Origin of the sequence: Novosphingobium profundi, from assembly GCF_018491765.1 — a bacterium.
Taxonomy (GTDB): Bacteria; Pseudomonadota; Alphaproteobacteria; order Sphingomonadales; family Sphingomonadaceae; genus Novosphingobium; species Novosphingobium profundi.
This window is the reverse complement of the sequence record NZ_JABWCU010000014.1, coordinates 36,942-50,013: the sequence shown is the minus strand read 5'-3', so window position 1 is coordinate 50,013 and position 13,072 is coordinate 36,942. Positions and strand designations below refer to the sequence as shown.

General features: G+C 68.0%; 14 protein-coding genes. 4 read left to right on the top strand and 10 right to left on the bottom strand.

Annotation, left to right across the window (positions count from 1 at the left end; translation table 11 throughout):
• Positions 1 to 18: 18 nt before the first annotated feature.
• A complete protein-coding gene (gene queG / locus HT136_RS16790; protein ID WP_214200969.1) occupies positions 19 to 1,086 on the top strand; it encodes a tRNA epoxyqueuosine(34) reductase QueG in 1,068 nt (355 codons plus the stop codon).
• On the opposite strand, the gene HT136_RS16785 is transcribed toward queG, so the two are convergent.
• The 6 genes from HT136_RS16785 to HT136_RS16760 all read right to left on the bottom strand — a co-directional run bounded on the left by HT136_RS16785 (position 1,083) and on the right by HT136_RS16760 (position 7,581).
• Positions 1,083 to 1,835 carry an FkbM family methyltransferase gene (locus HT136_RS16785; RefSeq protein ID WP_214200968.1) on the bottom strand — a complete coding sequence of 251 codons (753 nt, stop codon included), beginning with the start codon at positions 1,833 to 1,835 and terminating at the stop codon, positions 1,083 to 1,085. The genes queG and HT136_RS16785 overlap by 4 nt on opposite strands.
• Positions 1,836 to 2,140: 305 nt before the next feature.
• Entirely contained in the window at positions 2,141 to 3,433 is a 1,293-nt protein-coding gene (locus HT136_RS16780) for an MFS transporter (protein WP_214200967.1), read from the bottom strand.
• Positions 3,434 to 3,550: 117 nt separating this feature from the next.
• Entirely contained in the window at positions 3,551 to 4,777 is a 1,227-nt protein-coding gene (locus HT136_RS16775) for an NAD(P)/FAD-dependent oxidoreductase (protein ID WP_214200966.1), read from the bottom strand.
• Positions 4,778 to 4,877: 100 nt separating this feature from the next.
• Entirely contained in the window at positions 4,878 to 5,861 is a 984-nt protein-coding gene (locus HT136_RS16770) for an LLM class flavin-dependent oxidoreductase (protein ID WP_214200965.1), read from the bottom strand.
• 37 nt (positions 5,862 to 5,898) lie between these two features.
• Entirely contained in the window at positions 5,899 to 6,795 is an 897-nt protein-coding gene (locus tag HT136_RS16765) for a tetratricopeptide repeat protein (RefSeq protein WP_214200964.1), read from the bottom strand.
• Between the two features lie 33 nt (positions 6,796 to 6,828).
• A complete protein-coding gene (locus tag HT136_RS16760) occupies positions 6,829 to 7,581 on the bottom strand; it encodes an alpha/beta fold hydrolase (RefSeq protein ID WP_214200963.1) in 753 nt (250 codons plus the stop codon).
• 197 nt (positions 7,582 to 7,778) lie between these two features.
• Between HT136_RS16760 and HT136_RS16755 the strand changes: the two genes are divergently transcribed.
• Positions 7,779 to 8,894 (top strand): hypothetical protein, encoded by a 1,116-nt coding sequence (locus tag HT136_RS16755; protein WP_214200962.1) that lies wholly within the window; start codon positions 7,779 to 7,781, stop codon positions 8,892 to 8,894.
• A gap of 19 nt (positions 8,895 to 8,913) precedes the next feature.
• On the opposite strand, the gene HT136_RS16750 is transcribed toward HT136_RS16755, so the two are convergent.
• Genes HT136_RS16750 through HT136_RS16735 form a run of 4 tightly spaced genes read right to left on the bottom strand, consistent with a single transcriptional unit; the run spans position 8,914 to position 9,911 of the window.
• A complete protein-coding gene (locus tag HT136_RS16750; protein ID WP_214200961.1) occupies positions 8,914 to 9,123 on the bottom strand; it encodes a hypothetical protein in 210 nt (69 codons plus the stop codon).
• Between the two features lie 19 nt (positions 9,124 to 9,142).
• The gene (locus HT136_RS16745) at positions 9,143 to 9,337 is read right to left on the bottom strand and encodes a helix-turn-helix transcriptional regulator (RefSeq protein ID WP_214200960.1); all 195 of its coding nucleotides are present in this window, start codon (positions 9,335 to 9,337) and stop codon (positions 9,143 to 9,145) included.
• Positions 9,334 to 9,759, bottom strand: coding sequence for a hypothetical protein (locus HT136_RS16740; protein WP_214200959.1), 426 nt, complete (start codon positions 9,757 to 9,759; stop codon positions 9,334 to 9,336). Before HT136_RS16740 ends, HT136_RS16745 begins: the two co-directional genes overlap by 4 nt.
• Complete coding sequence (locus HT136_RS16735) at positions 9,759 to 9,911, bottom strand: hypothetical protein (RefSeq protein WP_214200958.1); 153 nt, start codon at positions 9,909 to 9,911, stop codon at positions 9,759 to 9,761. The genes HT136_RS16740 and HT136_RS16735 overlap by 1 nt, the downstream gene beginning before the upstream one ends.
• A 403-nt stretch (positions 9,912 to 10,314) precedes the next feature.
• On the opposite strand from HT136_RS16735, the gene thrS reads away from it, so the two are divergent.
• Both thrS and HT136_RS16725 read left to right on the top strand, forming a co-directional pair.
• Complete coding sequence (gene thrS / locus HT136_RS16730; RefSeq protein ID WP_214200957.1) at positions 10,315 to 12,345, top strand: threonine--tRNA ligase; 2,031 nt, start codon at positions 10,315 to 10,317, stop codon at positions 12,343 to 12,345.
• Positions 12,342 to 13,016 carry a spermidine synthase gene (locus HT136_RS16725; protein ID WP_214200956.1) on the top strand — a complete coding sequence of 225 codons (675 nt, stop codon included), beginning with the start codon at positions 12,342 to 12,344 and terminating at the stop codon, positions 13,014 to 13,016. The genes thrS and HT136_RS16725 overlap by 4 nt, the downstream gene beginning before the upstream one ends.
• Positions 13,017 to 13,072: the final 56 nt, after the last annotated feature.

The window sequence follows — 13,072 nt, the reverse complement described above, 5'->3', positions numbered from 1 at the left end:
GCCATTCATGGAGCCCCCTTGGTTAAGGCCGTCCTAAACCAGCTTCTGGAAGACCTTGAAAAGGAAGCGCGTTCGCTTGGCTTCTGCGCCTTCGGCGTGGCTGACGCGCGCGAAGATGAAACCCGCGCGGCGCGTCTGGAGGCCTGGCTCGCAGACGGGATGCACGGCGATATGGGCTGGATGGCCGAACGCGCGCACCATCGCCGCTCGCCGCAAGGCCTCTGGAGCGACGCCGAGCGGGTGATTGCGCTGGGCATGAGCTATGCCCCGGCGCACGACCCGCTGGCGCTGGCCAATGCTGGCGAAAACGCGCGCATCTCGGTCTATGCGCAAGGCGCCGATTACCACGACACGGTCAAGAAGGCGCTCAAGCACCTGGCGCGCTGGCTGGTCGCCGAGGCGCCCCGGCGCGGGCTTGGCGAAGCGGGGGTCAAGGTCTTCACCGACACCGCCCCGGTCATGGAAAAGCCGCTCGGCGCCGCGGCGGGCCTTGGCTGGCAGGGCAAGCACACCAATCTCGTCAGCCGCGAGCACGGCTCGTGGCTGTTCCTGGGCGAGATCTACACCACGCTTCCCCTCCCGCTCTCCACCCCCGCGCGCGACCGCTGCGGCTCGTGCAGCGCCTGCCAGGACGCCTGCCCGACCCGCGCCTTTCCCGCGCCCTACACACTCGATGCGCGGCGCTGCATCAGCTACCTCACGATCGAGCACAAGGGGCCGATCCCTGAGGAATTCCGCGAAGGTCTGGGCAACCGCATCTACGGCTGCGACGATTGCCTCGCGGTCTGCCCGTGGAACAAGTTCGCCGATGCCGCGCACACGATGAAGGCCTTCCTGCCGCGCGCCGAGCTCACCGCGCCCGAGCTCGCCGACCTGCTCGCGCTCGACGATGCGGGCTTTCGCGCGCTGTTCTCGGGCTCGCCGATCAAGCGCATCGGGCGCGACCGGTTCGTCCGCAACTGCCTCTATGCGGCGGGCAACAGCGGTTCGGCCGCGCTCCTCGCCCCGGTCGAGGCGCTGCGCGGCGATCCCGACCCCGCCGTCGCCGAAGCCGCGCAGTGGGCCGCGCAGCGCCTGGGCGCCTAGGCCTCGGGCGCGGCGACCTCGCGGGCAGCGCCCTCCAGCCGCTCGGCCGCGACGTACCAGCCGTCCCACTGCGAGAACTGCCGGAACACGCGGACATAGCCCTTGGCGGTAAGCAGCGCGTCGAGCGGCGCCTCGTTCTTCGCATTGCTCTCGACCGAGATCAGCTGGAAGCGGTGGCGGAAGCTGTAGGCGGAGAGGATCGCCATTTCGCTGCCTTCGGTGTCGATCGAGATGTAGTCGATCTCGGTGGGCGCACCGTAGTGGTCGAGCAGGTCGTCGAGCGAGATCGTCTCCACCTCGATCCGCGCCGCGCGGGCGCGTCGCTCGGCGAAGTGGTCGCCATCGGAAAAATCCGCGATCGCGCTCAGTTCGGGATCGGTGTCGTCGGTGGTGATGAAGCTGACCCGCTCGCCCGACTTCGCCGAGACGCAGCGGTGCTCGATCGCCGCGCCCCGGTTGGCGGCCAGGTCCGCGTGCCAGAAGGGGTTGGGCTCGGCGAGGATGCCCGACCAGCCCAGCTCGTTCTCGAGCAGCCAGGTGTTGCTGTTCTTGAGCCCGTTGGTCGCGCCGAACTCGACGAAGTAGCCACCGCGCTTCTCGCCCAGTTCGAAGCAGACCCACAGGTCCTGGAGAATCTGGGCTTTCGAACGGGCCCGCCGCGCGAGACAGTAGGCGAGGAACTGCATGTCGCGATCACGCACGAAGGGCTTGGCCTCCGAGCGGTCGAGACGGATCGCATTGAATATCATCTTCTGAAACGATTCGTTCCCGCTCAGTAGATTTGCTGCGGAAGCCAGTTTTGACAGCAATACCTTGCGCATAGTTCTCTCCCGACATGCTCCGGCAGCGTCAAAATACAATATTACGCCACCGTTATTTAAATTGATGTCAGAAAATAACTCCCGATCAAGAGTTTTGAAGTAATTATATCAAACAATAATCAATGCAAAACCAGAGCATTTCCCAGTCAGGCGGAATGACCTGACGGTTCGGAAAATGCGTCCAAACAAGAGTCCAGAGCGGCCGATCCGATGCAGTCTGATCGAAAGCCGCTCTAGACCACGAAATCGCGCTCGGTGTTGCGCGGAACGGTGAGAAGACCCAGAAGCGTCAGCACCGCCGCGCCCGAGATATAGAAGCCGACGTAGATCAGCCCCCCCTTGTCGACCAGTCCCTGCGCCAGCGCGGGCGCGAAGCCGCCGCCCAGGATGCCGCCCACGTTGAACGCGATCGAGGAGCCGGTGTAGCGCACGCGCGCCGGGAAAAGCTGGGGCAGCAGCGCGGCAAGCGGCCCATAGACGAGCCCCATCGTGAACAGGCCGAGCACGAGAAACAGCGCGATCACGCCAAGCGAGCCCGCGCCCAGCATCGGCCCCATCACGAAACCGACGCCGATCGCCAGCACGCTGCCCAGGACCAGCACCGCCCGGCTCGACCAGCGGTCGGCAGCGTAACCCGCAACGACGATGCCCGCCGCCATGAACAGGATCGCGAAGAGCTGGACGCCAAGGAACGCCTGGCGATCATAGCCGAGCTGGCTGGTGCCATACCCGAGCGCGAAGGCGGTGGTGAGGTAGTAGATCGCAAAGCAGGCGACGACCGCGAAGGTCCCCGCGACGGTCTGGCGCAAATGGCCCTTGAACAGTTCGAGGACCGGGATCGCCTTGGGAACGGCGGCGTGCGCGCTGGCATCGAGCGCGTGGCTATCGGCAAGGCGGAAGCGGATCCACAGGCCAAGGCCCACCAGCACCGAGCTCAAGAGGAACGGCAGGCGCCAACCCCAGGCCGCAAACTGCGCCTCGCTGAGGCACGTGGTCAGGATCAGGAACAGGCCGTTGGCGGCAAGGAACCCGAGCGGGGCGCCGAGCTGCGGGAACATCCCGAAGCGCGCGCGCCAGCCGGGCGGCGCGCTCTCCACCGCGAGCAGCGCCGCACCGCCCCATTCGCCGCCAAGGCCAAGGCCCTGCCCGAAGCGCAGCACGCACAGCAGCAGCGGAGCGAGCCAGCCCACGCTCTGGTAGGTCGGCAGGAAGCCGATCGCGACGGTCGCCCCGCCCATCAGCATGAGCGAGGCGACCAGCGTCGACTTGCGCCCCACCCTGTCGCCGAAATGGCCGAAGAATGTGGCCCCGATCGGCCGCGCGAGGAAGGCGATGGCAAAGCTGGCATAGGCCGCGAGCTGCTGCGCCGAGGCGGATTCGGCGGGAAAGAACAGCGGGCCGAAGACCAGCGCGGTGGCGGTTGCGTAGATGTAGAAATCGTAGAACTCGACGGCCGTGCCCACGAGGCTGGCCACCAGCACCCGTGCGTTGCGCCGATAGGCCGCTAGGCCCTGCACCGTTTCCATGTCCGCTCACCGCCTCTGACGGGCCGTGGGCGACACGCCGCGCCCGGCCCTTCGAAAATTACGAAAGGCCGGGCTTTAGCGACATTTTCGCGCAGGTCCACCCCACGGTGTCGACCGTCAGGCGAGCTCCTTGAGCGGCGTTGCCGCATCGGCGAGCGCGATGGGATCGACTTTGGCTCCCGCCTCGACCAGCTTGCGGCCCTGCACGTAGTCCTTGATCATGTTGACGCAGTCGAGCGCGACGACCTTGCCCGAACGCAGGTAGACCACCGAGAACTTGCGGCTTGCCAGATCGCCGCGCACCACCGTGGCGTCGAAATCCTTGCTGATCCCGGCCGTCTGCAACTTCAGGTCGTACTGGTTCGACCAGAACCACGGGAAGGCCTTGTAGGGCTGGGCATCGCCGCAGATCGCCTTCGCGACGCACGTCGCCATGTCGTTGGCGTTCTGCACCGATTCCACGCGCATTACATCGCCCCCGGCATAGCCGCAGGCGAAGGCCGCGCAGTCGCCGATGGCGTAGATGTCGGGCAGCGAGGTGCGGCAGAACTCGTCGACGTCGACCCCGTTGGCCCCCGCCGCACCCGCTGCGATGAGCGGTCCGATCGCGGGCACGATGCCGATCCCCACGATCACCGCCTCGGCCGCCAGCACCGTGCCGTCGGCGAGCCGGACGCCGGTCACCTTGGCGCCGTCGCCCTCGAGGCAATCGACCGCGACGCCGGTGCGCAAGTCCACCCCATGGGCGCGGTGCTCGGCCTGGTAGAACTCGGATAGCTCCTCGCCAGCCACACGCGCGAGCACGCGGGGCAGCGCTTCAAGCAGGGTCACCTCGAGACCGAGCTTGGACAGCACCGCCGCCGCCTCGAGCCCGATGTAGCCCCCGCCGATGACGACCACCTTGCGCACACCCGCATCGACTTCGGCCATCAGCGTATCGCAGTCCTGACGGGTGCGTACGGCATGGACCCCGGCAAGGTCCGCGCCCTGGCACGAGAGCCGGCGCGGATCGCCGCCGGTGGCCCAGACGAGCGTGCCGTAGGCGAAGGTCTCGCCGTCCGAAAGGGTCAGTTCACGGGCCGCGGGATCGACCTTGGTCACCTCGCAGCCGAGCCGGAAGGTCACGCCCTTCTCGGCCCAGAACGTGGGCGGGCGGATGTAGAGACGGTCGAAAGTCTTCTCGCGCGCGAAATATTCCTTTGAGAGCGGCGGGCGCTCGTAGGGGTATTCCGGTTCGCGGCCGATCACCGTGATCGTGCCTTCGAAACCGTTCTGGCGCAGCGCGATGGCGCACTGCGCACCACCATGGCCGGCACCGACTATGACGACATCAGACTGGTTCATGCACTCTCCCTGTCAGCGAGCGCCTCTATGCAGGCTAGCTCGGCTCGTCGCAATGCGGATTGTCCCGCCCCGGCGATTTGCGAGCGCCCGGCGGGCCCGATCAGCGTGCCAGGGCCTCTGCCACGAGTTCGAGCGAACGCATCTGCGCGGCCGGATCGTACGTCGAGCAGCTGATGATGAGTTCATCGGCGCCGGTACGCAGGGCGAGCGCCTCGATCCCCTCGCGCACCTGTTCGGGCGTACCGATCGCATTCACCGCGCGCACCTGCTCGAGCATCGCGCGCGCCGGGGCCGGGATCTGCGCGCGGTAGTCACGCACCGGGGGCAGCAGGCGGCCGGGATTGCCGGTGCGCAGCGCGACGAAGCTCTGGTCGGCCGAGGATGCCTGGAACCAGGCTTCTTCCTCGGTCTCGGCGGCGAGCACGTTGATGCCGGCCATGAAATGGGGCGCGGCGAGGAATTCGGAGGGCTCGAAACGCTCGCGGTAGATGCGCGCGGCCTCGTCGAGCTGGCCGGGTGCGAAGTGCGAGGCGAAGGCATAGGGCAGCCCGAGCATCGCGGCGAGCTGCGCGCCGAACAGGCTCGAGCCCAGGATCCACATCTCGAGATCGGCGCCGCTCGCCTGCGGCGATTCGACCCCGCCGACGGCCTGGCCCGCAAAGCGCGCGCGCAGTTCGACGACATCCTGCGGGAAGCGCTCCGAGGCGCCTACGATGTCCTTGCGCAGCGCGTTGGCGAGCCGCCCGTCAGCGCCCGCCGCCCGGCCCAGGCCAAGGTCGACGCGGCCGGGGAACAGCGCGGCCAGCGTGCCGAACTGCTCGGCAATCACGTAAGGCGTGTGGTTGGGCAGCATGATCCCGCCCGCGCCGATGCGAATGGTCGAGGTGGCGTTGCCGATATGCGCGAGCACGACCGAGGTCGCGCCCCCCGCGATCCCCGCCATGCCGTGGTGCTCGGCCACCCAGTAGCGCTTGAAACCGCAGCGTTCGGCCACTTGCGCCGTCTCCACGCTGATCTCCAGCGAGCGGGCGATGGTGTCGCCTTCGCGGACGGTGACGAGGTCGAGAACGGAAAGCGGTACCATGGGAATGTCCCTGTCGTCAGGAGGTGGGGTGGTGAAATCAGCCCTGCGGCTTGGTCGCCGAAGCGCTCGTGGCCGGCGTCGCGGGCGCGGTCTCGGCAAGATAGTCCTTGGCGGTCGCCGCCTCGGGGCTGGAAGGAGCGACGTCGACCACCGACTGCCAGCTGCGCCGTGCGGAGGCCTCGTCCTTCGAAAGCATCGCGATCACGCCCGCCTCGAGCCCGATCGCGGGGTCCTGCGGCGCCAGCCTGGCGGCCTGCTGGATCTGCGAGGAGGCCGCAACGAGCTGGTTCTGGCGGCGCGAGAGCGTGGCCGAGAGCAGCCAGGCCTGCGCGTTCGCGGGGTCGGCCTCGCGCGCGGCGACGAGTGCGGTGGCGGCTTCCTCGGGCTGGTCGACCGCCACCAGGCCCCGTGCGCGGTCGATCTGGACTTCGGCGACGAGGCTCTTGTCGCCGCTCGCACCGGCATCGGTCAGCGCGGGGGCGAGCAGGAGCAGCGCCTTGGCACCGTTGCCCTGCGCCAATTCGGCGTTGGCCGCCATATCGCCCAGCCGGGCGCGGCTGACGTGGTCCTCGGGATCGGCCGCGTCGCGCGCGCCGACGAAGGCCTCGCGCGCCTCGTCGAACTGCTCGAGCTGGGTCAACGCGGCGCCCAGGCACAGCCCCGCGCGCACGCGCTCACGCCCCATCGCCTGCTGCAGCGCGTCGCGCGCGGCATCGGCCGAACCTTGCGGATCGTCCTGGACGAGGTCCATGCAGCCCTTGCGGTTGATGGGCGCCATGGGCTGGGCATAGCCCTGCCCTTCCTCCTGCGCCCGCTTGCGCGCCTCGTTCTCTTTCTTCTCGATGATCTCGATCGGCAGCGAGGAGGGATTGGCGGAACCGATGGTGCCGTCGAGCTGGGCGACGAGCGGCAGGAACACGAGCGGGAAAGGCATCTGGGACAGTCTCCGGAAGGGCCGCTGGGCCGGTCAGCCTTCGCCGTCGCGCGCGAGCAGCAGGTCGGCCACGGTGCGCATCAGCACGGCAAGGTCGGTCTCGCGCGAGAGGCGATGGTCGCCGTCCTTGATGAAGGTCACCTGCACGTCGTCTGAACGCAGCATCTCGCACAGACGCAGCGCGGTGTCGTAAGGCACCTCTTCGTCGCGCTGGCCCTGGAGCAGGCGCACCGGACCGTGGAATTCGATCGGCGCCTCGAGCTGGAGGTTGGCCTGGCCATCGGCCCAGAACCCGGGATGGGTGGGCGTGGGCTCGGGACCGTAGGGATTGTCTTCGTAGATCGTCTCGCCGTCGGCGAGCAGGCCCTTGTCCATCTGGGCAATGCCCCAGTCGGTGAAGTCGGGCGCGGCGGCGATGCCGATCATCGAGTGGACCTTGTCGGGCAACGCATCGGCCACCATCAGCATCAGCCAGCCGCCCATCGACGAGCCGATCAGCAGCACCTTGTCGAGTGCGGCGGCCTCGATCAGCGCCACCACCTCGTCGCGCCAGCGCGAAAGCGTGCCATCCGCGAAATCGCCCGAACTCTGCCCGCAACCCGAATAGTCGAGCAGCAGGCAGGCGCGCCCGGTATGGACGGCCATCTCGAACAGCGCCTGCGCCTTGCTGCCCGACATGTCGGACATGTAGCCGGGCAGGAAGACCAGCGTGGGGCCCTGTCCGGGCGCGAAGCGGTGGGCGATGCGGCGGCCATCGGCCATTTCGTGGAAGCGAAGTTCGGTCATGGCGCGCAAGGTGGGGGCTGGAGGCGCGAAGGGCAAGGCGGCCCGTGCGGCTTCCCTCCCGAACGCGCGCAGGAGGGGAGGCACCAACCGGCTGATCGCATCGCGATGCGTGCAAATCGCATTTGACAATCGCGGCGCGCCTGCGCACCGCTGCGCGCGACTTTATCTTCTCCTGCGCGATCCGAAAAGGAGGCGACGTGAGCGCCGACATCCTGCGATTTCCCGTGCCCCCCTCGCGCCTGGCGCTGCGGCTCGAGGCCTTCGCGCAGAGCCGCTCGGTGCTGCTGGCGATCTGGGCCCTGTTCCTGGCCTTGCGCGTCGCGATGCTGCTGCTCGACAGCCCGCCCGGGTGGGTCAATTCCGCGCTCGGGTTCGACCTCGAGGCGCAGCTCGTCGCCAGCGGCCAGGTCGATCTGCGCCACGTCGCGGCGCCTGGCTGGCAGCTCGTCCTCGCGCTCGTCTACGGCCGTTTCGGAAGTGGGACGGTCACCCTCGGGCTGTTCAATCTCGCCTGCGCGCTGCTCGGCGGCGCGATGACGCTGGCGCTCGGCCGTCGCATCTACGGCAACGAAGCCGGTGCCCGACTTGCCCTCCTGCTCCACGCGTTGTTGCCCGGCGCGCTGCTCGCCGTCCCGCTCGCGCTACCCGACACCTTCGCGACGCTGTTGGTCCAGGCCGCGTGCTGGACGCTCATCACCCGCACCACGCTCTACCACACCGCGACCGCCGGACTGCTGCTCGGCCTCGCGGCGTTCATGGCGCCGATGACATTGCTGCTGGTGCCCCTGCTCTTCGCGATCGATGCCCTGCGCCGCCCCTTGCGCGGAAAGGACCGGCTCCGCCTGCCGGGCGAGCTGGCGCTGGTGTTCACGCTTGCCGCACTGCCGCTGGGCGCGTGGAACCTGCTGCGCGCGTCGCCCACCCCGTTCGCGCTCGATCCGGCCGGCTCGCTGCCGGGTGCACTGTCGCGCCTGCGCCTGCTGTGGCTGGAAACCGGCAGCCCTCGCGCGCCGGTCTCGCTGCTCGAGCGCGTCGCACAAGGCTGGAACGCAGGGCTGCTTGCGCTGCTGGCGCTCGCGCTGGTCGTCATGGTGGTGCGGCGGCTGCGCGACGGACAGCGCTGGGCGGGCTGGTGGCTCGTTCCCTACGGGCTCGCGCTGTGCCCGCCGATCTGGGCGCTGCTCTTCGCCGGCATCGCCTCACCCCTTGCCGCGACGATGCCCGTCGCCGGGCTCGGTGCCGGCTGGCTGATCAGCGTCGCCTGGCAGGCCCTGGCCGAACGGCGCGGCCTGCACCGCCCGACGCTGCACTGAACACCCGAGGGCACTCCGCTCAGTAGAGGCTGGGGCTGGAGATCTCGACGAAGATGCGGTTGCCAGCCTGGGTGATGGTGTAGACCGGCGAGAGGGACACCTCAAACGCCGACGTGTCGCGCTCGAGCGCGACGGCGCACGCCACACCCAGCGTCAGACACAGCCCGCCCAGCGCCAGCGCGATCGCGCGGCGGCGAGCCGTGTTACCGAGATTCTTCGAACCGGACATTGTCGCACCCCTGTTCGGGTCACTCCTCTCTCTGAAATATCTCTTCTATCGCAAGTTCGAACACGTCGGCAATACGAAAGGCAAGCGGGAGCGACGGGTCGTAGCGCCCCGTCTCGATGGCGTTGACGCTCTGGCGCGAGACGTCGAGACGCGTGGCGAGTTCCTGCTGGCTCCAGCCCCGTTCGGCGCGCAGGACCCTGAGGCGGTTCTTCACGCACACCCCGCGTCGCCAAGCGTCAGCTTGTTGACCAGCGCGCCAAGACCTAGCCCCATCGCCCACATCGGGAAGACCCAGAACAGCGGCAGGCGCGGCACCGGCGTGAACAGCTCGAGAATGCCCCACACGCTGCACACCGCCAGCGTCAGTCCGGTCGCCACCATCGCCTTGCGCACTTCGAGCATGCGCAGATATTCATCCCCGAGTTCGAGGTAGAGCCGCGCGAGAGCGCCGATCATGCCGAGCACCGCCACTCCGGGCATAAGCGCGATGACGACGCCAAGGGCGCTGACCGGCGCCTCACGGTCGAGCAACCGACTCGCGGCGAAAATCGCGGCAACGTAGAACACCGAGGACAGCGCCATGCGCCGCAGGTAGCGGCGCTGCACAGGCCCGGCCTTCGCAAGGCGCCCCCACATCAGCACAGCCCCTTGCGCGAACGCAGCACTGCCAGGGCCGGCAGTGTCAGAATTGCGAGGATCGTCGCCCCATCGGGCAGGATGTCGGCAATGTTGAGAAGCGCGACACCGATCACGGCGGCACCCCAGGCGAGGCTGACATTGCGATTCATGAGACAAGCTCCCTTGCTTTTGTGTAAAGGATATTTGTCATCCTACGGAATGCTTGTCAAGGAAGGTTGTCATAATGGTAAGCGAGCTTGCCTCACGCCCCAGCGGTTAACCTGCCGGGTGACTTGCCCGCGCATTCCTGCTAAGCGCCGTTCCACGATGACCAAGCGTGTGACTACCACCCTGATCACGACCACCCGGCGCGCCCGGGCACGGTCGGTCGTGGGCTGAAACCACGCGCCGCCGCTGCCCGGGCTTCGGGCGAAATGGCGTCATTCTCCCGAATTCAGGCCCAATTTGCCGACGCCGGACCTTCCGCCGCGGAAGGGCTTGTGCCAAAGGGCCTTGTGCCCGAGGCGCGATGCCCCCCTTCGCGCTGCGGCCCAGGAGCGAAAGACGAGTTCGATGTCCGAGATGTTCAAGATCAGCCTTCCCGACGGTTCCGTACGCGAGATGCCCGAAGGCGCGACTCCGGCCGACGTCGCCGCCGCCATCGGCCCGGGCCTCGCCAAGGCCGCACTGGCCGCGAAGATCGACGGCGAACTGGTCGACCTGACCCGCCCGTTCAAGGGCGACGCGCAGCTCGCGCTCGTCACCGCGAGGGACGAGGCCGAAGCGCTCGACCTTGCCCGTCACGACTATGCCCACGTGCTGGCCGAGGCGGTGCAGGCGCTCTGGCCCGGCACGCAGATCACCTTCGGCCCCTCGACCGACGACGGGTTCTACTATGACGTGATGGCCCCGGCCAGCCGCGCGCCCTTCTCGATGGACGACCTGCCCGCGATCGAGGCCAAGATGCGCGAGATCATCGAAGCCGACAAGCCGCTGGTGCGCGAGGTCTGGAGCCGCCAGCAGCTGATCGACAAGTGGACCGCCGAAGGCGAAACCTTCAAGGCCGAGTGGGCCGGCGAACTGCCCGAGGGCGAGGAACTGACCGTCTACTGGTCGGGCCAGCCGGGCAGCCAGGGCGCCTGGCTCGACATGTGCCGCGGCCCCCACCTGCCCTCCACCGGCAAGCTCGATCCGCAGGCCTTCAAGCTGATGCGCGTCGCGGGCGCCTACTGGCGCGGCGACCAGAAGAACGCGCAGCTGACCCGCATCTACGGCACCGGCTGGCTCAACAAGAAGCAGCTCAACGCTCACCTGACGCGTCTGGAAGAGGCCGCCAAGCGCGACCACCGCAAGCTGGGCGCCGAGATGGACCTGTTCCACCTCCAGCAGGAAGCCCACGGATCGGTGTTCTGGCACCCCAACGGCTACACCATCTACCGCGCGCTCGAGGACTACATGCGCCGCGCCGTCGAGGGCGCCGAGTGCAAGGAGGTCAAGACCCCGCAGGTGATGGACGCGCGCCAGTGGGAGCAGTCGGGCCATTGGGGCAAGTACCGCGAGAACATGTTCGTCATCCCCGACGAGACGCCCAACACCGAGGACGAAGGCCCGATCGTCTCGGACGAGGCCGAGTGGATGGCCTTGAAGCCGATGAACTGCCCCGCGCACGTTCTCATCTTCAAGCAGGGCATCAAGTCCTACCGCGACTTGCCGCTGCGCATCGTCGAGAACGGCTGCTGCCACCGCAACGAGCCGCACGGCGCGCTCCATGGCCTGATGCGCGTGCGCCAGTTCACGCAGGACGACGGCCATATCTTCTGCCGCGAGGATCAGATCGTCGCCGAGACCCGCGCCTTCTGCGAGCTGGCCGACCGCGTCTACAAGCACTTCGGCTTTACCTACGCGATCAAGCTCGCGCTGCGCCCCGAAAAGCGCTTCGGCACCGAGGAGATGTGGGACAAGGCCGAAGAGGAACTGCGCAACGCGGTGATCGAGGCGGGCCTTGCCACCGAGGAATACGGCTGGGAGGAACTTCCCGGCGAAGGCGCCTTCTACGCACCCAAGCTCGAATGGCACCTCACCGACGCGATCGGGCGTACCTGGCAGGTCGGCACGATCCAGTCGGACCGCGTTCTGCCCGAGCGTCTTGATGCCACCTACATCGGCGAGGACGGCGCCAAGCACCGCCCGGTCATGCTCCACCGCGCGATCTTCGGCTCGTACGAGCGCTTCATCGGCATCCTGATCGAGCACTTCGCGGGCCGTCTTCCGGCCTGGCTGGCGCCCGTCCAGGCGGTCGTCGCGACGATCATCTCGGATGCCGACGGCTACGCCAAGGAGGCCGTCGCCAAGCTCAAGGCCGCGGGCATCCGCGTCGAGAGCGACCTGCGCAACGAAAAGATCAACTACAAGGTGCGCGAGCACAGCCTGGCCAAGGTGCCCTACCTCCTGGTGGTGGGCGCGCGCGAGGCGGAGGAAGGCACCGTCGCGATCCGCACGCTGGGCGAGCAGCACCAGAAGGTGATGAGCCTCGAGGAGGCCATCGCGATGCTCAAGGACGCGTCCACCCCGCCCGACCTCAAGACCGTGGACGCAGCGGCATGATCGCGCGCGAGCTCCTCGACGCCGCCTGGGTCCCGGGCGGCGAAAAGCTCGAGCTGTTCCGGCACGACAAGGACTTCATGATCGTGCTGGGCCACAACGAGCTCATGTCGAGCCGCAAGTGGGGCTCGGAAGAGGCGCTCGCGACGATGAGCTTCGAGCGCATCAAGGGTGCCAAGCGCCCCCACATGCTGATCGGCGGCTACGGCATGGGCTTCACCTTGCGCGCCGCGCTCAAGGTCCTGCCCGAGAACGGCCAGGCGACCGTCGTCGAACTCGTCCCCGAGATCATCGAGTGGGCCAGGGGTCCGATGAAGGAACTCGAGGCCGGGTGCCTCGACGATCCGCGCGTCAACCTGGTGATGAGCGATGTCGCGATGCAGATCGAGGCCGCCGATGGCGACTACGACGCGATCCTGCTCGACGTCGACAATGGCCCCGACGGCCTCGTGCGCGAGGACAACAACGTCCTCTACTCCAAGGCCGGCCTGCGCGCCGCCTACCGTGCGCTGACCCCGGAAGGCGTGCTCGCGATCTGGTCGGCCGCGCCCGACCCGAACTTCACCCGCCGCCTCGAACGCGCGGGCTTCGCGGTGGAGGAGCGCAAGGTCGCCGCGCGCTCGAACGGCAAGGGCCCCAAGCACGTGATCTGGTTCGCCACGATCCGCGAGTAGGCGCAGGGCAGGCCGCGGGCGATTGCGATAGCTCCGCTTGGCGGGGCCGAATGCAA